Source organism: Sinomonas albida (genome assembly GCF_004919045.1).
GTDB lineage: Bacteria > Actinomycetota > Actinomycetes > Actinomycetales > Micrococcaceae > Sinomonas > Sinomonas albida.
This window is the reverse complement of sequence record NZ_SWDW01000002.1, coordinates 1-18,193: the sequence shown is the minus strand read 5'-3', so window position 1 is coordinate 18,193 and position 18,193 is coordinate 1. Positions and strand designations below refer to the sequence as shown.

Sequence of the window (18,193 nt, the reverse complement as noted above, 5' to 3'; positions counted from 1 at the left end):
ATGGCCACGCTTCAGACAACCCGGAACAACCGCTTCATCACGGCCGCCGCCTCCGGCCCTGTGCGCTCGAAGGCCCAGCAGGCGAAGGACGCGCGCGGATTCCGAATCGCCTCGGCGATCGTGCTCGGCCTCCTCGCCCTGCTCTGGCTCCTGCCGACGCTGTGGGCCATCAAGACGTCGCTCTCGTCTAACGCGACGGCCTCGCTCGGAGCGCCCGCGATCCTCGCGGACACCCAACTCACGAATCACTCCTATTCCGTGCTCCTGGGATCGGGCGATCTCTGGAACTGGTACCTGGCGAGCGCGATCACGTCGTCGCTCACCGTCATCCTCACGGTGGTCTTCGCCTCGATGGCGGCGTATCCCCTGTCTCGCATGCAGTTCCGCGGACGCACGGTCGTGTTCCTTCTGGTGGTCGCCGGCATCATGGTTCCGACGCAGGTCCTTGTGGTCCCGGTCTTCCGCGAGCTCGCCGCGATGGGGCTGCTCAACACCTATTGGTCGGTCATCCTCCCGCAGGTGCCGGCCGTCGTCGCGGTCTTCATCTTCAAGCAGTTCTTCGACGGGATTCCCCGGGAGCTCGAGGAGGCGGCAAGGGTCGACGGCGCGAGCTACTGGCGGGTCTACTGGTCCGTCATCATGCCGCTTTCACGCCCGGTGGTCTCCGCCGTCGGAATCCTCACGTTCGTGACGGTCTGGAACAACCTCATCCTTCCGCTCTTCACCCTGTCGAACCCGAAGCTCATGACGATCCCCGTGGGGCTGGCCACTGTCCAGGGCTCGTACGGGCAGCGGCTCGCCGACATCCAGGCCTCCGCCATCCTGGGCGCCCTGCCGCTCGTCATCATCTACTTCTTCCTGCAGCGGCGCATCGTCGAGGGCGTCGCGGGAACCGGGCTCAAGGGCTAGCGCTCGGCCGGCGTCGCTTGGGCGCGGCATGCCTTTCACGGGGGGAGGCATGCCGCGCCCTCGGCTTCCCACGTGCCGCGCGCCTCCACGCATCGCGGCGCTGCGTCAGGCGGAGTCGCGCACGATGAGCGCGGGCGCCACGGGCTCGGCAAATCTCAGCTCGCCGCCGTCCACGAGGGCCACGAGGCGGGACACCGCGCGTCGGCCCAACTCGCCGAAATCCTGGCGGACGGTCGTGAGGGGCGGGGCGAAGAAGGCGGCTTCCGGAATGTCGTCAAAACCGACGACGGCGAGGTCCCCCGGAACGCGGCGACCGGCGAGGCGCGCGGCGTGCAAGATCCCGAGCGCCATCTGGTCGTTGGACGAGAACACTGCGGTGATGCTGGGGTCCGCGAGCTTTTCCGCCGCGATCTCGGCGCCGGAGGCCGCCGTCCAGTCGCCCTCGCGCGAGACCACGGCCTCGGCGCCGCAGGCTTCCACCTCGAAGAGGAAGCCCGCGCGGCGGGCCCGTGCCTCGGCCCAGTCGAGCGGCCCGCAGACGTGGAGGATCTTCCGGTGGCCCTTCTCCACCAGATGGCGGGCAGCCAGCCGCGCTCCCTGCACCTGATCCACGAACAGGCCAGCCTCCTCCCCCGTGCCAGCGCCGTGCAGTTCGACCGTCGGGATCCCGAGGGAAAGCGAGGCCATCACATCCTGGACTCGCTGCTGCGGCGCAATGACCACGATGCCGTCCACGGACTGGTCGACAAGGTGCTCCAAGGCCTTGAGGATCTCATCCCTCGTCGGGGCGGCTGCGTGGGCCACCGTGACGAAATAGCCCGCGTCCCGGGCCGCGTTCTCCACGGCATCCAGGCTCGAGGCCGGCCCGTACAGCGCCGACGCGGACGAGGCCAGGACGCCAATGGTCCGGGACCGCGAGGTGGTCAGCATCCGCGCTGCCCGGTTCGGCCTGAATCGCAGCTCCGCCATCGCGGCCATGACCCGCTCGCGCGTCTCCGGCCGGATGCTCGGCGAATCGTTGAGCACGCGCGAGACCGTCTGCCGCGAGACGCCGGCGGCGGCCGCAACTTCGCGGACGCCGGGGGCGCGGGACTCGGGAGGCTGGGTCACACAGTCACTCTAGAGCGATCCCCGGGGTGGCGCGGTGACCAGCTCGGCCGGGGCCGCGCCGTCGTCCGCTGCGGCGAGCTGATCGCATCGGTGGGGCGGCGCCGTCGTTCGTCACGTCGTTCTTAACAATGGGGCGGTTGGGGGCGCCCCCCTCGGAGTTCACCCAGATTTCCTCCGATTTATTTTGACTTACTCAAAATAACTGTTTAAATGAGTGGCGAGCGCCTCGCCGTCTGACCGCCGGGGCGACCGACAACCCCCACCCCGGAAGGAATACCGTGTCTGAGAGCACCATTTCCAAGTGCCCGGTAGCCCACAGCCCCCGTGTGCACCCGACCCAGGGCGTCGCCAACCATGAATGGTGGCCCAACAAGCTCAACCTGAAGATCCTTGCCAAGAACCCGGCGGTGGCCAACCCGCTGGGCGAGGATTTCGACTACGCCGAGGCATTCGGCGCCCTGGATCTGGACGCGGTCAAGGCTGACCTCGCGCAGGCCATGACGGATTCCAAGGACTGGTGGCCGGCTGACTTCGGCCACTACGGGCCGTTCATGATCCGCATGGCATGGCACTCCGCCGGAACCTACCGCTCCCACGACGGCCGCGGCGGTGGCGGGGCCGGGCAGCAGCGCTTCGCGCCGCTCAACTCGTGGCCCGACAACGGCAGCCTCGACAAGGCGCGCCGCCTCCTGTGGCCCGTCAAGAAGAAGTACGGCCAGTCCATCTCATGGGCCGACCTCATGATCCTCGCGGGCAACGTGGCCCTCGAGACCATGGGCTTCAAGACGTTCGGCTTCGCCGGCGGCCGCCCGGACGTGTGGGAAGCGGACGACGACGTGTACTGGGGTCCCGAGAAGGTGTGGCTCGACGACGAGCGCTACACCGGCGACCGCGACCTCGAAGCCCCCCTCGCCGCGGTCCAGATGGGCCTCATCTACGTCAACCCGGAAGGCCCCAACGGGAGCCCGGACCCGCTCTCGTCCGCGCGCGACATCCGCGAGACGTTCCGCCGCATGGGCATGAACGACGAGGAGACCGTGGCCCTGATCGTCGGCGGCCACACCTTCGGCAAGACCCACGGCGCCCACCCCGCCGACAAGCTCGGCCCCGATCCCGAAACCGCCCCGCTCGAGGCGCAGGGCCTCGGCTGGAAGAACGGCTACGGAACGGGCCACGGCGGCGACACCCTCACCTCGGGCGTCGAGGTCACCTGGACGTACCACCCCACCCGCTGGGACAACGAGTTCCTCCACATCCTGTTCGCGTACGAATGGGAGCTCATGGAGTCCCCGGCGGGCGCCAAGCAGTGGCGCCCCAAGGACAACGGCGGGGCGGACCTTGTTCCGGAGGCGCACGCCGGCTCCGGCACCCGCGAGCCGCGCATGCTCACGAGCGATCTCGCCCTGCGCGTCGACCCCGCGTACGAGGCGATCTCGCGCCGCTTCAAGGATGACCTCGGCGCGCTGGAGGAAGCCTTCAGCCGCGCCTGGTTCAAGCTGACCCACCGCGACATGGGCCCGAAGGCCCGGTACCTCGGCAAGGAGGTCCCCGCCGAGGACCTGATCTGGCAGGATCCGCTCCCCGCCGCGCCGGAGCACACCATCGGCGCGGCCGAGATCGCCGTGCTGAAGGAGAAGATCTCCGCCTCGGGCCTGTCCGTCGAGGACCTCGTCTCCACGGCATGGAAGGCGGCGGCCTCGTTCCGAGGCTCCGACAAGCGCGGCGGCGCCAACGGCGGCCGCATTCGCCTCGAGCCGCAGGTCAGCTGGTCCGTGAACCGGCCGGAGAAGCTCAAGCCCGTGATCGCCGTGCTCGAGGGGATCGTCGCGGACTTCAACGCCTCCTCGGCGGTCAAGGTCTCCTTCGCCGACGTCGTGGTCCTCGCCGGCGGCGTCGGAGTCGAGCAGGCCGCACTGGCCGCCGGCCACGACGTCACGGTGCCGTTCACACCTGGCCGCGTGGACGCGACCCAGGAGCAGACCAGCACGGAGCAGTTCGCGTGGCTCGAGCCCGTGGCCGACGGCTTCCGCAATCATGACAGCGGCTTCCTGAAGCTGCCCAGCGAGTACCTTCTCATCGACCGGGCGAACTTGCTGAAGCTGTCTGCGCCCGAGATGACGGTCCTGGTGGGCGGGCTCCGAGTTCTCGGCAACAACTGGGACGGCTCGCAGCTCGGTGTCTTCACCGACCGCCCGGGCGCGCTGAGCAACGACTTCTTCGTCAACCTGCTCGAGCTCGGCCTCGAGTGGATCCCCGACGCCGCCGAGAAGACTTACACCACCTCGGACGGCCGCTGGACGGGCAGCCGGGTGGACCTGGTCTTCGGCTCGAACTCCGAGCTGCGCGCCCTTGCCGAGGTCTATGCCTCGGACGACGCGCAGGAGAAGTTCGTGGCCGACTTCGTGAAGGCGTGGGTCAAGGTCATGGACAACGACCGCTTCGAGCTGAAGAAGTAGGGCCGCAAGACTAGGCCCCGGGCCAGCCCAGCTCGGTTCCAGTCTGTACACGCCAGTGGCCGCCATCCCCGCGGGGATGGCGGCCACTGGCGGTCCCGCAGGAAGGCTAGGGCTGAACGATCCGCTGGTCGGTGTTCGTGTAGGTGATCGAGTCTGCCGTGGCCCCGACGAGGCCCATCGTGACTCTGAGGAGGCCGGGCGCGACGTCGTCGAGGGGTGGAGGCGTGTCGGTGCCGAGCGTCAGGCTGCGCCCGTCGGAGGTCGTGCCGGTGACGGACCCCAAGTAGACGCTGACGTGCCCGCTGAGCACCATCTTGTCCGCGGATGTGACGAGGCCGGGGCCGTTGGGCTGCCGCACGGTGAGGGTAAACCCGTTGATGGTGATCGACTCGGCCGTGATCTTCAGGGCGCGTTGGCCGCTGCCGTCGGCGGTCGGCACGGTCACGATGCTGACCGAGCTGAGGCCCGTGAAGGACAGGCTCTGGGAGCCCATCGAGGCCGGCGTCTTGGTGAAGACCGGCGTTCCGCTGTCCCGGGGCGCCGCCACCGGGGCGGTGGATTTCGGATCGGGGGTCGCGGTGGGGTCCGGGCTCGCCGTCGAGCCGACGCCCGGGACCGCCGGGGCGGTGGGGTTGGAACCGAGGTCCGGCAGCTGAGTGCCGGGCACCGTGGGGAGCGGCCCGGGGGCTGGTCCCTGGGTGGGAGTGCCCGGTCCCGGCGTCGAGGTCGGGCAGGAGACCAGCACCGGCACGCACAGGGCGGTGGGCGCGCTTTCGGGGGCCCGCGCGGCTCCCAGAGTGAAGGGCAGCGCGAGGATCGAGCCGGTCAGGACGGCGGCCACGGCGCGGGCTCGGCGCGCGTTCACTCCGCCCTCTTTCCTCGCTTGGCCCCCGACGGGCCCATCCACGCGACGACCAGGACTCCGCCGACCCCGGACAGGAGCATGCCGACGATGAAACCGCCCATGTTCACGCCGACCAGGGAGTAGATGGCCACCACGACGGTGAGGATTCCATAGAACACGTGGTGGGCCGGCATGGTGACCGACAGGATTCCCAACAACACCAGCACGATCGGGATGACCGTGGCCTGAAGCCCTTCGATCCCGAGCTGGATGTGCAGGTGGCCGAGATCGAGCTGCCCCGAGAAGAACATCTCCACCCCGCCGAGGGCGGCCAGCAGGCCGCCGACGAACGGCCGCCCGCGGCGCCAGTCGCGGAACGCGGCCGCCCGTCCGGGCGCTGTGGCGCTCCGGGACTGCATGGGCATGCCGTCTTCCGTGGTTGTCGACGCGCGGCGGCTCAGAAGCATCCCTGGGACCCATCCGTCAGCTGCATGCTCATCCCGGTCAGGGTGAACACCGAGGCCTGCGTGCTCCAGGCCGTCTGCTGCAGGTTCGTGATCGAAATGCTGCCGGAATCCTGCGCGAAGTCACCGGCGGAGCCCTTCGCCGCCGTGTTGACCGTCGAGGCGTCCACACCGATGCGGATGTTGCCGAAGGCCGCGTCTCCCTTCAGCCCGGTCATCCCGATCTGCAGGTCGGAGGCCGTGGCGGGGTTGCCGCCGCCGCCGGCCTTGATGAGCACGCCAACCTTGCCCAGCGGAGTCTCCGTGACCACGGCCTGGCACAGGTCGGAGAGGGTGGCGCTTTTGATGTTGGCGATCGCCACGGGGTGGTCCTTGCCTTCGGTGTCCTTGGCGACGCCGGCGTACTGGGAGAACCCGGTTCCGTCGAGCTTGGAGGCACCGATCTGGAACTGGCTGCCGGACACGGCGAAGGAGACGGGCACCGCTCCCTCGGCGACGCCGCCCATCAGAAGTGAGGCGACAAGGGCCGAGGGCACGGCGACGAGGATGATGCGGCCTGCGTGAGACGCGCGCATCCTGCGGACACGCTGCGAGACGGGGAACTTCATTGATCCTCCTGGAACAGGGCCCGCCCCGAGCGGCGGGAACTGGGTTCGAAGATACCGAGCCTGTTGACCGCTAGTCAATAGGCGTCCGTGCAGCGTCCCGCCAATCAGTAGACTTTCTGCTGTGTCCGAACCGCAACGCGCCCGCCTCAGCCCCCAGGACCGAAGGGCACAGCTCATCGCGGTCGGAGTGAACTTCCTGACCGACCACGCGCTGGACGAGCTGACCATGGACGAGCTCGCCCGCCGGGCGGGCGTTTCGCGCCCGCTGGTGTTCCACTACTTCGAGACCCGGCAGGGCATGCACCGCGCGGTGGTCACGACGGCGCGGGACAGCCTGCTCGTCGCGAGCGTTCCCCGCCAAGACCTCGCGCCGCGCGAGCGAATCCGGGACACACTTCTGAGGATCACCGAGTTCGTGCAGGAGCACCGCGGAACTTTCTACTCGTTGGTCAGGGGCACGGCCAGCGGCGACCCCGCGGTGCGGAGGATCGTGGACGAGTCGCGGGAGCTGAATGCCGAGCGTCTGTCCGATTCCTTCATCGAACTCGGCCTCGAGGACACCACCCTGCTGCGCGTCGCACTGCGGTCCTGGGTCGCGTTCGCCGAGGAGACCCTGATCAGCCTGGCGATCGAGCGGGAGACGAGCGCCGACGATGTCGTGCGGTTCCTGGAGGCGTCCCTGCATGGCATGGTCAACTCCATCTCTGACCAGCGGATCTGAGGCCTGGGCGCGGGGCGCGCGGCATTCTTGCCGCGAGCCCTCTTGAAGCGTCTGGGCGGCCCCTAGACGTTGAAGCGGAACTCCACCACGTTCCGTAATGAAAAAACGTCACCGGCTAGAGGAAGACCAACCGGACATCCGCCATCCGACTCGTCCCACCCCTTGCGCCAGGCCCGGGACGTTCAGCGCCTGCCGCTGGGGTCCTTGGTCCCTAGCGCCGCAGTCTCCTGCCCGGGACGAGGACTGGGCGAGGATCTGGGGCCCTCCTGCGGACAGGGCTGGCCGGATCCGGCCGCACCCCGAGTGAAAGGCACCATCATGGAGGATCAGGGCCCTTCGCGGGCGGCCGTCATACGCCGGCTCTACGAGCTCTTCGATCAGGGCAGCCTCGTCGAGGCCGCCGAGCTGTTCGCCCTTGACGCTGTCTGGCGGATCCCCGGGACCAGCGCGATCTCCGGGGTCTACACGGGCAGGGAGGAGATCACCAGTGTCGGGCCCAAGATGGCCGCCCTCTCCAACGGCACGGTCCATGTGTAGGGGGACCGGGTCCTTGGCGGTTGCTCGGCCCGACGTTCCACGGACGGACACGATCGCGGTACACCCCACGGTCCGTTCGCTCGAGAGCCGGGGCCACCGGGCTCCGGGCTGTCCGGCCGGCCGTGCCGGGGCCCCGGCTCCGGCTCCGGGCACAGCAGCCCGCGTCCTCGCTGACTGCGCCTGCCAGCGACAGGCGTACGAAGGGCACTCGATGGCCAGGACGATCGAGAGCAACGCGCTGTATGCCCTACCGGTGAAGGGTCCCCAGAGGGCCAGTCTGCCGACGAGGAAGTCGACGGCGGTCACAGCTGGGACCCAACCCGGTCCGCAGGCGGGGCCCGTCAGCGCCTGAGCTTTCGGCTGCCGCCGTGCCAGTCCTCCTCCATGCCCGCTTCCCCGGGCGCGACGCCGAAGCTGCGCAGCTGCGGCCGCTCCCGCAGACTGCGCTTGAGCTCGGCAAAGCCCGGGAACGACGCGAGTCCGACGACGTGGTCCCACAGGAGGACCGCGTCCGCCTCGGCGGGCAGTCGGCTGATCACAGGCCCGAAGAACGCCGTGCCCTCGGGTGGGCGGAAATGGACGATCGGCGTGCCGACGTCCTTCCCGGTGAGGGAGAGCGCCCGGTCGGTCTCGGCACGCAGCTCCGCGTCCCAGCCCGTGTCCTCCAGCGCCTCGGCCAGGTCCACCGGCAGTCCGGCCTCGGCCAGCAGCGGTTCGACGAAGGCCCGGCTGCCCCGTTCGGCCGGGTCCAGGCCCTCCGAGTCCTCGGCATCGAACACCTGGGCGCCGATGGCCTCGTACAGGGGCCCCACGACAGCGGCCCCATGCTCGGCACGGGCCCGCGCGGCCACCCGGAGCAGCCGCAGGCCGGACGTGTGTCCGGCCTCGTACCCGGGCGGGAACTGGCTCTCGTAGTCGATATGGGCATTGAGCATCCGCAGCGAGATGAACCGCCAGTTCACGGTGTAGCCGCGCTGGCGCGCTACGCTGCGCACCCATTTGCTCGTCAGCCACGCGAACGGGCACACCGGGTCGAAGTAGTAGTCGATGTCAGGTCCGGCCATTCCGATTCTCCTCTTCCTTCTCTCATCCTCTTTTGGCACTGCCGCAACCGGATCCCCCAGCTCCCGCGCTGGCATCCGGGCATGGTCCGCTTCTGCGCTCTTGGCTACCGTGATCCCGCACCCCTGGCCCGGGCACGGGCAGCGGCACTGTTCGCCTTCAATGGGGGCCCTGCCGTCCCTTTCCTTGGTGAATGCTCGTTCGCAGGCTGCTGGTCGTGAAGGACACTCCTGCCCTCATGCAGGGGCCGGGCGTTGGTGCCTGTTCTCCTCCTTCCCGGAGAGTGCGGCCGTCAACCCGCTCCTCGTGTGCCGCATGCCTTCTCGGTGCTCTTCGGACCGCAGAAGCCCGTTCGGTCCAGATCTCTGCGGGCCGCGATGGCCGGCCTCAGGAGAGCCCTCGCTGCGAGCAGGACCTGGAGGGCGGCCGCGGGACGGATCCAAGGTGAGCGCGGCACGTCCTTCATCGCCGCACCGGCGAAGCTCGACACGACGACCGCCGCAATTGGGCCGGCCCAGACGACCGCGGCCGCGAGCCGCAGGAATGTGCTGGGCTCGTGCTGTGCGGCGTGCCAATTCCATACCGCGGCGTCGGCGATGAAGTCTGCATCGCGGCCGAAGGGAGTCTGGGTCGCGGTGGCGCGGGAGATGCGTCCGTCCAGGAAATCTGTGGCGAGGGCGGCGATCGGCAGCAGGGGGCCGAGGCGGTCCTGCAGTGCGGGGAGGTTCGCCCGGATGAGGGTGAGGATGTTCGCGGGCCCGAGCGTGCGCCGGTCCTCGAGCATGCCCAGGTGCGTGACAGTCAGCGCCCAGCTTGCAGCGACCCAGTGCCGGCGGCGTGGAGGGGCGGCACGGGCGAACGCCCAATGCAGGGCGGTCGCCTCGGCCAGTGCGGGGGCGTGACGGATCGCCTCGCTGGCCGAGCGCAGCGTGGCCCTTCCGAGGAACCGGGCCCACGCTGCCGGGGTCCAGCCTTCGTCTCGGAGTCCGCGGAGGACCGGTCCGTGGCGGCGCGGCTGGAGGACCGGGGGTGCTCCAGCCGCCCGGGGAGACGCTTCGTGCGGGGTGCGGAAGCGTGCTCAGGCGATGGTGTCATGGGCCCGACGCCCGTCTGGACCGTCAGTTCCATGGATCGCGGGTTCTCGTCGTTCGGGTGCGGTCCTCCCTGTAGAGGTGGCTGCCTCCCGCTGGGGTGCCCCGCCCGGCGCTCGGGACTGGTCTGGGCCGGGGGCGCCTCCTGCAGTTCCGGCGCTTGGGCCCCGCCGGGCCGGGCCGGGCCCGCCCCGTCGGGCCCTGAGGATGATGAGGACGAACGCGACGGCGCCACCGAGGAAGCCCAGCCCGGAGACCCAGGTGTTCACTCGGAGGCCGAGGATGAGGTTGGCGTAGTCGGAGCGCATGAGCTCGATCACGGAGCGGCCGGCGGTGTAGACCATGACGTAGAGGGCGAACTCGGCCCCGCGCGGGGGCCGGAACCGGCGGGCGGCGACGATGATGGCGAAACCGCCGGCCGTCGTCCAGAGGGCCTCGTAGAGGAAGGTCGGCTGGAAGTAGCCCAGGACGACCGGGGTGCCGTCCGGGCCGACGGCGGCTGCGCCGGTGGAGGGGTCCATCTGGTGGATCTGCAGGCCCCACGGGAGGGTGGTGGGGTCGCCGTAGAGCTCGTTGTTGAACCAGTTCCCGAGTCGGCCGAGGGCCTGTGCGAAGAGCAGCCCGGGGGCCACGGCGTCGGCGAACATCGGCAGGCTGGCGTTCACACGGCGGCAGCCGATCCACGCGCCGAGCCCGCCGAGGGCGACGGCTCCCCAGATCCCCAGGCCGCCGTCCCAGACCGCGAACGCGTTCCACGGGTTCCTGCCGGGGGCGAAGTAGAGCTCGGGGTCGGTGATGACGTGGTAGATGCGTCCGCCGACGATGCCGAAGGGGATGGCCCACAGCGCGATGTCGAGCACCTGTCCGGGCTTGCCGCCACCCTGGACCCAGCGGCGGGAAGTGAGCCAGAGCGCCACGGCGATGCCTGCGAGGATGCACAGCGCGTAGAAGTGGATCGCGAGGGGGCCGAGCCTGATGGCATCGACCGTCGGCGAGGGGAGGTAGACGGGGACGGCGAGGGCGTGGGGTCCGGTGGTCACGGGAGCTGTCCGAGGGCGTCCTCGACGGCGCGGTGGAAGGTGGGATAGGCGTAGATCATCTCCCGCAGGCGCTGGATGGGGGTGCGCTCGTGGACGGCGAGGGTGAGCATGGAGAGGACTTCCCCACCGGTGGGCCCGGCGGAGGTGGCCCCGACGAGGATGCCCCGGCCGGTGTCGGCGACGAGCTTGATGAGGCCCTGGTTGCCGGCCTTGTGGATCCAGCCGCGTGCTGAGGAGGGGACCTGGGCGATCGCGGTCGCGACGGGGAGCCCCTTCTCGCGGGCTTGGCGTTCGGTGAGGCCGACGGCGCCGACTTCGGGGTCGGTGAAGGTCACCCGGGGCACGGCATGGTACTCGGCCGCCGACTGCTCGCCGAGGATGTGGTCTGCGGCGATCCGGGCCTGGTACATGGACATGTGGGTGAAGGCGCCGTGCCCGGTGATGTCTCCGATGGCGTAGACGCCCTCGGCGATGCGCAGGTGCTCGTCGGTGGGGACGGTACGGGCGCCCGTGTCGAGGCCGAGTGAGGCCAGGCCGAGGGCGTCGAGGTCGGTGCGGCGGCCGGTGGCGACCAGCAGCCGCTGGGCGGTGTAGGCCCGGCCGCCGGCCTCGACGGTGAACGTGGTCCCGTCGTGGTCGATGCGCTCGGCCCTGGTGCCGGTGTGGACGCCGATCCCTTCGCCGGTCAGCACGTCCTCGATCAGCCCGCTGGCTTCGGGCTCTTCGGCGGGCAGGAGCCTGTCGAGGGCTTCGATGACCTCGACGCGGGTGCCGAAACGGGCGAACGCCTGGGCGAGTTCGAGGCCGATGGGCCCTCCGCCGAGGACGATCAGGGATTCGGGGGCTTCGGTGGCGGCGATGGCCTCGCGGTTGGTCCAGTACGGGGTGCCGGCCAGGCCGGGGATGGGCGGGACCGCGGGGTCGGTGCCGGTGTTGAGCAGGATCGCCCGGGAGGCGTGGAAGTCGCGTCCGTCGACCCGGACGGTTCGGGGGCCGGTGATGCGGGCGGTGCCACGGACGAAGCGGCCGCCGGCCTTCTCGAAGCGTTCGACGGCGACGGTGTCGTCCCAGTCGTCGGTGGCCTCGTCGCGGATGCGCCGGGCGACGGGGGCGAAGTCCGGAGCGACTTGGACTGTGCCGGCCAGCTCGGGGACCCGGTGGGCCTCGGCGAGGGAGTCGGCGGCGCGGATCATCATCTTGGACGGGATGCACCCGTAGTAGGGGCATTCGCCTCCGACGAGGTTCTTCTCGATCCCGACCACGGACAGTCCTGCCTGTGCCAGCCGGGCGGCGGCGGACTCCCCGCCGGGGCCCATGCCGATGACGATGACGTCTGCATGCTCTGCCATGCTCAGTTCCCTCCGTTGGCGTCCGCCGGCTGGGCGCCGGCGCGTCCGAGCAGCCGGCCCAGCAGGCCCTTGGCCTGGGCCCCATCCTCGGGCACGTGCTTTCCTGCCTCCACGACATGCACGCCTTTCCAGAAGGCGATGTGGTCCTTGATCTGGTCGGCGGCTGGGCTGGGCTCGGGGTAGTGCCAGGCGGCGTCGCGGTTGGTGCGCCCGTTGACCTCGATGCTGTAGTAGTTGGCGGTGCCCTTCCAGGGGCAGACAGTGGTGTGGGTGCTGGGGCGGAGGTGCTCAGTGTTGACCGACTCGGGTGGGAAGTACTGGTTGCCCTCGATCTGGACGGTGCGGTCGGATTCGGCCAGCACCGCTCCGTTCCATACGGCCTGGTAGGTCCTGTTCGGGCTCATCGTCTCGCTCCTTCTGCCAACGTTTCTGGCGTGTCGGTCCTGCGGCTCTGCCTGCGGGTCTTGGGCCGAACGTACGGCTCGGCGTGCCGGTGGTCTGTGATCTGCATTGCAGAGCGGGGCTCCCGCTCATGGTGGAGTGGTCGGAGTGGGACTCACCCCCGCAGCGGCCCTGTTCTGAGCGGTTTTCCGGTGCGGACCTGGATGTGTCCTCCGCGCAGCGAGGAGGCATGGGTGTCCGGAGAGTCGTGTTCGAGGAGGGTCCAGGGATGGGCTGAAGGATCGGAGCCGCCGAGGCGGCAGACGAGGGACGCCAAGGGCGCCAAGGCCGCGGCGGTGCCGGTGGGCAGCTGCATGTCCACGACCGCGACCCTGGTCCCCGGCCCGCACAGGGCCAGGATCCTTTCCCAGGCCGCCGCCGGGGGCCGGGCCACGGAGAGCACATAGGTGGCCAGGACAGCGTCAACATCCGGCGCGGCCTCGTGGACGAGGCTGGCGAGGTCGGCCGGGCCCACCGCGGTGAGGTCTGCGTGGACGAGGTGGACGTTCGTCCAACCATTCCGCCGGATCCGGTGGCGGCCCTGGCCGAGCATCGCGGTGCTGGCGTCGAGGCCCACGATCCGGCCCGACGGGCCGACCGCGGCTTCGAGGTGCGCGAAGTTCAGGCCCGTCCCGCAGCCGGCGTCCACGACCGTCTGCCCGGGTCGCAATTCCAGCCCGGTGATGCCGGCCAGGCGCCCGGGCCGGTAGACGGGCTCGCAGGCGAACAGGTCGTAGACGGGTGCAAAGGACTGGTAGCGGTCGGCGGCCACAGGGCCATCGTTGCATCCCTGTGCCATCGTGGGCAGGGCACAGGCAGGATGAGCGGCGCGGAAGGGCTTGACGAGGAGGGGACCGAATGGCTGATTTCGATCTGGTGGTCGTCGGCGGCGGCTCGGCAGGGCTGGTCGGGGCGCAGGCCGCGGCCCGGCTGGGGGCGCGGGTGGCCCTGGTCGAGGAGGCCCGTACCGGCGGGGAGTGCCTCTACACCGGGTGCGTGCCCTCCAAGGCGCTCATCGCAGCGGCCCGCGACGGGGACGGCTTCGAGGAGGCGATGGCCAGGCTGAGGGCCGCGGTCGCCGCGATCGCCCCGCACGACTCCCCGCAGGCACTGGAGGCCGCCGGGGTGCGGGTGCTGCACGGGCACGCGGTTTTGGACCCGGACGGGGGCGTGCGGGTGGACGGGCGTCCCGTGCCCTCCCGGTCGGTGCTCCTGGCCACCGGGGCCTCCCCGGCCGTTCCAGCCCTGGCGGGACTGGAGCCCGCCGAGGTCCTCACGAGCGAGACGGTCTGGTCCCTCGACCGGCTCCCGGACAGGCTCGCCGTCGTGGGCGGCGGCCCGGTGGGGTGCGAGCTCGCGCAGGCCTTCGCCCGCCTCGGCGCCGAGGTCACGGCCGTCGCCTCCTCGCCCAGGCTGCTGCCCGGGGAGGACCCCGACGCCTCCGCCATGGTCCGGGCGGCACTGGAGGCCGACGGGGTGCGCGTGATCACCGGCAGCGGCGCCATGGCCGCCGCCCGCAACGCTGCGGGCCGGTCCCTGCTCACCGCCCACGGCGAACGCGTGCCCTTCACCCGTCTGCTCGCCGCGACGGGCAAGGACCCCCGAACCCACGGGATGGGCCTGGTCGAGGCGGGGATCCGCCTCGACGACCAGGGCCACATCCTCACGGACACGTCCCTGCGGACCGCCAACCCCCGAGTGTGGGCGGCCGGGGACGCCACCGCCAGGAGCCATCACACCCACACCGCCGGCGTCCACGCCGCGATCGCCGCAGCCAACGCCGTGCTGGGCACCCGCCGGCGCGTCAGCCCCGTGCCCGGGCCGAGGGTGACGTTCACCGCCCCGGAGGTCGCCGCCGTCGGCCAGCCCACCGTGCCCGGGGCCCCGCGCACGGTCACCGTCCCGCACACCCGCGTGGACCGGGCCGTCGCCGACGCCGACACCGCTGGGTTCACCCGGATCGTCCTGGACCGTGCAGGACGGGTCATCGGGGGCACGATCGTCGGCCCGCGGGCCGGAGAGACCCTCGGCGAGCTGTCCCTGGCGGTGCACGCCCGGCTCAGGGCCGCGGAGCTGGCCAGCACCGTGCACGCCTACCCCACCCACAGCGACGGCCTCTGGGCCGCAGCCATCCAGGAACAGCTGCGGCCACTGGCCTCCCCGCTGCCGCGGGCCGCGCTCCGGCTCCTGCTGGCCCTGCGGAGGGCACTGCGGTGAAGGGAGCCGCAGCGCTGCTGCCCGGTGTGTGCACCGGTTCACAGAACACCCCCGCCAGCGGCCGTAGCGTCAGGGCTGTCAGCACAACCTTGAACCGAAAGGCGGTCCTTGAAATGTCCGCAGCCCAGCCTGTTCCGCACGCAGCATCCCACAGCCGCACAGCCCTGGCCCGCAGGGCAGCCGCCGGGGCCCTCGGGGGCCTGGCCGGCGGGGTGGTGTTCGGCATGCTCATGGCGATGATGGGCATGCTCACCACCATCGCCTCCATGGTCGGGTCCCACTCCTCGTCGGTCGGCTTCGGCGTCCACCTGATGATCTCGGTCGTCTACGGCCTGGTCCTGACCCTGTTCTTCGGCCGCTTCCTGCACTCGTACGGCAGGGGCAGCCTCACGGGCCTGGTCTACGGGGTGGTCCTGTGGATCATCGGCCCGCTGCTGGCAATGCCGATGATGCTCGGGATGCCCGTCCTCGCCCTGAACGCGACGGCTATGCTCTCGCTCATGGGACACCTCGTCTACGGGATCATCCTGGCCCTGGTCGCCGTGGCGGTGGTCCGGAAGGCGCACGCGTGAACGAGGACTGCGGCGACGAGGTCGCCTCCGGTGCCGCCAGGGCCGTGCCCTGGTCCCCGCAGGCACGCGAGAGCGACCCGCTGGACGCCCTCCTGGCCGACGGCGGGGCGTTCGCCTGCCTGAACGAGGTCGACCTCTTCGTCGACCTGTCCGCAGCGGAGATCCGCGAGATGGACATGATGGCCCCCGCGAGGCTGTTCCGCCGCGGCGAGCTGCTCTACAGCCAGGCCCAGCCCGTCAAGGCCCTGTTCATCCTCAAGACCGGCCGGGTGCGCGTCTTCCGGGTGACCGAGGACGGCAAGGCCCTGACCATGGCCATCCTGGAGCCCGGCGCCGTGTTCGGCGAGATGGTCCTGGTCGGCCAGCGCATGTACGACAGCTACGCGGAGGCCATCGAGGACGCCATGGTCTGCCAGCTCGGAGTGGACGACGTCGAGCGATTCCTGCTCTCTGACCCGCGCATCGCCGTGCGCATCTCCCGGCTCCTGGGCGAACGCGTCGCCGAGCTCGAAGGCCGCCTGTCCGACCTGGCGCTGCGGCCGCTGCCGGCCCGGGTCGCCTCCACCCTGCTCGGCATGGCCCAATGGCCCTCCTCGTCCCGGTTCGGGCGCGCCCCCACGATCAGGCTCACCCACGAGCAGGTCGCAGGGCTGCTGGGGGCCACCCGCGAGGCCACGAGCAAGATCCTCTCCGAGTTCGCCTCCCGCGGCCTGATCCGCCAGGGCCGCGGACGCATCACCCTCACCGACCCCGCCCGCCTCAGAGCCATCGCCCGCGGCACCGCATGAGAGGAGAGGACGCCATGGCACCCGCCGCCCACGGATCCGGCGCTCACCCCACCGTCACCGCCTGGTACGGGGACACCTGCATCGCCCGCTCCGACCAGACCGTCTACCTGGAGGGCAACCACTACTTCCCTCCCGACTCGATCCGGCCCGGCACCCTCGCCGGCAGCTGGCTGCGGACCCTGTGCCCCTGGAAGGGCATCGCCCGCTACCACCACGCCGAGGTCTACGGCATCAGTGTCCGCAACGCGGCGTGGTCCTACCCCCACCCGTCCCCGCTCGCGCGCCGGATCAAGGGCATGATCGCCTTCGAGCAGGGCACCGGCATCACCATTCGGGAAGAGCACCGATGAGGGGACCGCAGCCGGGCGCCCTCCCGGACCACGACTGGACCACGACCTGGTTAGGAACCCTCGCCGCATGAGCATCGAACGCACAACCCGCAACGAAGTCTTCGTCGAGTACACCAAGAGCATCTGCCCGGTCTGCAAGGCCGTCCTCGACGCGGAGGTGAACATCCGGGACTCGAAGGTCTACCTGCGCAAGCGCTGCCGCGAGCACGGCCAGTTCGAGGCCCTCGTCTACAGCGACGCCGACGCCTACCTCTCCTCGGCCAAGTACAACAAGCCCGGCACCCTGCCCCTGGCCACCCAGACCGAGATCGCCGAGGGGTGCCCGAGCGACTGCGGACTCTGCCCGGCCCACAAGCAGCACGCCTGCCTGGGCATCATCGAGGTCAACACCAACTGCAACCTCGACTGCCCCATCTGCTTCGCCGACTCCGGCCACCAGCCCGACGGCTACTCCATCACCCCCGAGCAGTGCGCCACCATGCTCGACGCCTTCGTCGCAGCCGAGGGCGAGCCCGAGGTCGTCATGCTCTCCGGCGGGGAGCCGACCATCCACAAGGACATCCTGGCCTTCATCGACCTCGCCCAGGAACGGCCCATCCGCACCGTCACCCTGAACACCAACGGCATCCGCCTCGCGACCGACAGGGCATTCGTCAAAGCCCTCGGAGAGCGCAACCGCAGGCCCGGCAAGACGGTCAGCGTCTACCTGCAGTTCGACGGCTTCGACGAGTCCACCCACTTGGCCCTGCGCGGGAAGAACCTCCTCGAGCGCAAGCGCCGCGCCCTGGACCACTGCGCCGAGGAGGGCATCCCCGTGACCCTCGTCGCCGCCGTCGAACGCGGCCTGAACGAACACGAGGTCGGGGACATCGTCCGGTTCGGCATCGAGCACCCCGCCGTGCGCTCGGTCGCGTTCCAGCCGATCACCCACTCCGGCCGCCACCACGAGTTCGACCCCCTGAACCGGCTCACCAATCCCGATGTGATCCGGCTCGTCGCCGAGCAGTGCCCGGACTGGTTCACCCCTGCGGACTTCTTCCCCGTCCCGTGCTGCTTCCCCACCTGCCGCTCCATCACCTACCTCCTCGTCGACAGGACCGAGGAGGGCACCACCGTGGTGCCGATCCCGCGCCTGATCGACCTCGACGAGTACATGGACTACGTCACCAACCGCGTCCTGCCCGACCCGGACGTCCGCACCGCACTGGAAGCCCTCTGGAGCGCCTCCGCGAGCATAGGCTCCGACACCACGGCTCGTAGCCTTCAGGCCACCGCAGCCGAACTCGAATGCGCCAGCTGCGGCATCGACCTGCCGGCCGCAGCGCAGGATCTCGGAGACAAGGCGTTCATGATCGTCGTCCAGGACTTCCAGGACCCCTACACCCTCAACGTCAAGCAGCTCATGAAGTGCTGCGTCGAGGAGATCACCCCCGACGGGCGGCTCATCCCCTTCTGCGCCTACAACTCCGTCGGCTACCGCGAGCAGGTCCGCGCCCAGATGTCCGGCGTCCCGGTGGCGGACGTCGCCCCCAACGCCGCCGGCATCCAGCACCTCCTCGCCCCGACCCCGTACGGCTCCAAGACAGCGGCCGACGGCGGGCACCCGGCCCCCGACGGGACGATGCCGGAGCGCA

The 18,193-nt window shown here is 70.4% G+C and carries 19 protein-coding genes; 9 read left to right on the top strand and 10 right to left on the bottom strand.

All coding sequences use genetic code 11. From position 1 onward, the window contains the following. Positions 1-909 (top strand): carbohydrate ABC transporter permease, encoded by a 909-nt coding sequence (locus E6A26_RS01980; protein ID WP_136609523.1) that lies wholly within the window; start codon positions 1-3, stop codon positions 907-909. Positions 910-1,014: 105 nt separating this feature from the next. On the opposite strand, the gene E6A26_RS01975 is transcribed toward E6A26_RS01980, so the two are convergent. Then, positions 1,015-2,019, bottom strand: coding sequence for a LacI family DNA-binding transcriptional regulator (locus E6A26_RS01975; protein WP_136609522.1), 1,005 nt, complete (start codon positions 2,017-2,019; stop codon positions 1,015-1,017). A gap of 278 nt (positions 2,020-2,297) precedes the next feature. On the opposite strand from E6A26_RS01975, the gene katG reads away from it, so the two are divergent. After that, a complete protein-coding gene (gene katG / locus E6A26_RS01970; protein ID WP_136609521.1) occupies positions 2,298-4,475 on the top strand; it encodes a catalase/peroxidase HPI in 2,178 nt (725 codons plus the stop codon). Positions 4,476-4,581: 106 nt separating this feature from the next. On the opposite strand, the gene E6A26_RS01965 is transcribed toward katG, so the two are convergent. Genes E6A26_RS01965 through E6A26_RS01955 form a run of 3 tightly spaced genes read right to left on the bottom strand, consistent with a single transcriptional unit; the run spans position 4,582 to position 6,391 of the window. After that, on the bottom strand, positions 4,582-5,340 hold the full coding sequence (locus E6A26_RS01965) for a hypothetical protein (RefSeq protein WP_136609520.1): 759 nt from the start codon (positions 5,338-5,340) through the stop codon (positions 4,582-4,584). Beyond that, entirely contained in the window at positions 5,337-5,744 is a 408-nt protein-coding gene (locus E6A26_RS01960; RefSeq protein ID WP_234864907.1) for a DUF6114 domain-containing protein, read from the bottom strand. Before E6A26_RS01960 ends, E6A26_RS01965 begins: the two co-directional genes overlap by 4 nt. 32 nt (positions 5,745-5,776) lie before the next feature. Continuing rightward, positions 5,777-6,391 carry a DUF6230 family protein gene (locus E6A26_RS01955; protein WP_136609519.1) on the bottom strand — a complete coding sequence of 205 codons (615 nt, stop codon included), beginning with the start codon at positions 6,389-6,391 and terminating at the stop codon, positions 5,777-5,779. A gap of 121 nt (positions 6,392-6,512) precedes the next feature. Here E6A26_RS01955 and E6A26_RS01950 point away from each other — a divergent pair, with 121 nt between their 5' ends. Next, positions 6,513-7,112, top strand: coding sequence for a TetR/AcrR family transcriptional regulator (locus E6A26_RS01950; RefSeq protein ID WP_136609518.1), 600 nt, complete (start codon positions 6,513-6,515; stop codon positions 7,110-7,112). A gap of 318 nt (positions 7,113-7,430) precedes the next feature. Then, positions 7,431-7,649: a nuclear transport factor 2 family protein gene (locus E6A26_RS01945; protein ID WP_136609517.1), complete on the top strand. Its 219-nt coding sequence runs from the start codon at positions 7,431-7,433 to the stop codon at positions 7,647-7,649. Positions 7,650-7,990: 341 nt separating this feature from the next. Here E6A26_RS01945 and E6A26_RS01940 read toward each other — a convergent pair whose 3' ends face one another. The 6 genes from E6A26_RS01940 to E6A26_RS01915 all read right to left on the bottom strand — a co-directional run bounded on the left by E6A26_RS01940 (position 7,991) and on the right by E6A26_RS01915 (position 13,404). Continuing rightward, entirely contained in the window at positions 7,991-8,713 is a 723-nt protein-coding gene (locus E6A26_RS01940) for a mycothiol-dependent nitroreductase Rv2466c family protein (protein ID WP_136609516.1), read from the bottom strand. A gap of 290 nt (positions 8,714-9,003) precedes the next feature. Further along, on the bottom strand, positions 9,004-9,495 hold the full coding sequence (locus E6A26_RS01935) for a CDP-alcohol phosphatidyltransferase family protein (RefSeq protein ID WP_136609515.1): 492 nt from the start codon (positions 9,493-9,495) through the stop codon (positions 9,004-9,006). Between the two features lie 294 nt (positions 9,496-9,789). Further along, entirely contained in the window at positions 9,790-10,842 is a 1,053-nt protein-coding gene (lgt, locus tag E6A26_RS01930) for a prolipoprotein diacylglyceryl transferase (protein ID WP_136609514.1), read from the bottom strand. Further along, entirely contained in the window at positions 10,839-12,191 is a 1,353-nt protein-coding gene (locus E6A26_RS01925; RefSeq protein WP_136609513.1) for a dihydrolipoyl dehydrogenase family protein, read from the bottom strand. Before E6A26_RS01925 ends, lgt begins: the two co-directional genes overlap by 4 nt. Before the next feature lie 2 nt (positions 12,192-12,193). Next, on the bottom strand, positions 12,194-12,595 hold the full coding sequence (locus E6A26_RS01920) for a DUF427 domain-containing protein (RefSeq protein WP_136609512.1): 402 nt from the start codon (positions 12,593-12,595) through the stop codon (positions 12,194-12,196). 152 nt (positions 12,596-12,747) lie between these two features. After that, positions 12,748-13,404 (bottom strand): class I SAM-dependent methyltransferase, encoded by a 657-nt coding sequence (locus E6A26_RS01915; protein ID WP_211128902.1) that lies wholly within the window; start codon positions 13,402-13,404, stop codon positions 12,748-12,750. 86 nt (positions 13,405-13,490) lie between these two features. Here E6A26_RS01915 and E6A26_RS01910 point away from each other — a divergent pair, with 86 nt between their 5' ends. From E6A26_RS01910 to E6A26_RS01890, 5 genes are all read left to right on the top strand, one after another. Then, a complete protein-coding gene (locus tag E6A26_RS01910) occupies positions 13,491-14,849 on the top strand; it encodes a dihydrolipoyl dehydrogenase family protein (protein ID WP_136609510.1) in 1,359 nt (452 codons plus the stop codon). A 113-nt stretch (positions 14,850-14,962) separates the two neighbouring features. Further along, entirely contained in the window at positions 14,963-15,421 is a 459-nt protein-coding gene (locus tag E6A26_RS01905; RefSeq protein WP_234864905.1) for a hypothetical protein, read from the top strand. Then, positions 15,418-16,209 (top strand): Crp/Fnr family transcriptional regulator, encoded by a 792-nt coding sequence (locus E6A26_RS01900; protein ID WP_234864903.1) that lies wholly within the window; start codon positions 15,418-15,420, stop codon positions 16,207-16,209. Before E6A26_RS01905 ends, E6A26_RS01900 begins: the two co-directional genes overlap by 4 nt. A gap of 14 nt (positions 16,210-16,223) precedes the next feature. After that, on the top strand, positions 16,224-16,559 hold the full coding sequence (locus E6A26_RS01895) for a DUF427 domain-containing protein (protein ID WP_136609509.1): 336 nt from the start codon (positions 16,224-16,226) through the stop codon (positions 16,557-16,559). Between the two features lie 67 nt (positions 16,560-16,626). Beyond that, the coding region (locus E6A26_RS01890; RefSeq protein ID WP_136609508.1) for a radical SAM protein at positions 16,627-18,193 on the top strand (1,567 nt) is incomplete at its 3' end.

Excerpts from the sequence above, each read along its gene's own strand:
- E6A26_RS01980 (WP_136609523.1), top strand. The coding sequence starts at position 1 with ATGGCCACGCTTCAGACAACCCGGAACAACCGCTTCATCACGGCCGCC.
- E6A26_RS01960 (WP_234864907.1), bottom strand. The coding sequence starts at position 5,744 with ATGCCCATGCAGTCCCGGAGCGCCACAGCGCCCGGACGGGCGGCCGCG.
- E6A26_RS01955 (WP_136609519.1), bottom strand. The coding sequence starts at position 6,391 with ATGAAGTTCCCCGTCTCGCAGCGTGTCCGCAGGATGCGCGCGTCTCAC.
- E6A26_RS01945 (WP_136609517.1), top strand. The coding sequence starts at position 7,431 with ATGGAGGATCAGGGCCCTTCGCGGGCGGCCGTCATACGCCGGCTCTAC.
- E6A26_RS01940 (WP_136609516.1), bottom strand. The coding sequence starts at position 8,713 with ATGGCCGGACCTGACATCGACTACTACTTCGACCCGGTGTGCCCGTTC.
- E6A26_RS01935 (WP_136609515.1), bottom strand. The coding sequence starts at position 9,495 with ATGCTCGAGGACCGGCGCACGCTCGGGCCCGCGAACATCCTCACCCTC.
- E6A26_RS01925 (WP_136609513.1), bottom strand. The coding sequence starts at position 12,191 with ATGGCAGAGCATGCAGACGTCATCGTCATCGGCATGGGCCCCGGCGGG.
- E6A26_RS01920 (WP_136609512.1), bottom strand. The coding sequence starts at position 12,595 with ATGAGCCCGAACAGGACCTACCAGGCCGTATGGAACGGAGCGGTGCTG.
- E6A26_RS01910 (WP_136609510.1), top strand. The coding sequence starts at position 13,491 with ATGGCTGATTTCGATCTGGTGGTCGTCGGCGGCGGCTCGGCAGGGCTG.
- E6A26_RS01905 (WP_234864905.1), top strand. The coding sequence starts at position 14,963 with ATGTCCGCAGCCCAGCCTGTTCCGCACGCAGCATCCCACAGCCGCACA.
- E6A26_RS01895 (WP_136609509.1), top strand. The coding sequence starts at position 16,224 with ATGGCACCCGCCGCCCACGGATCCGGCGCTCACCCCACCGTCACCGCC.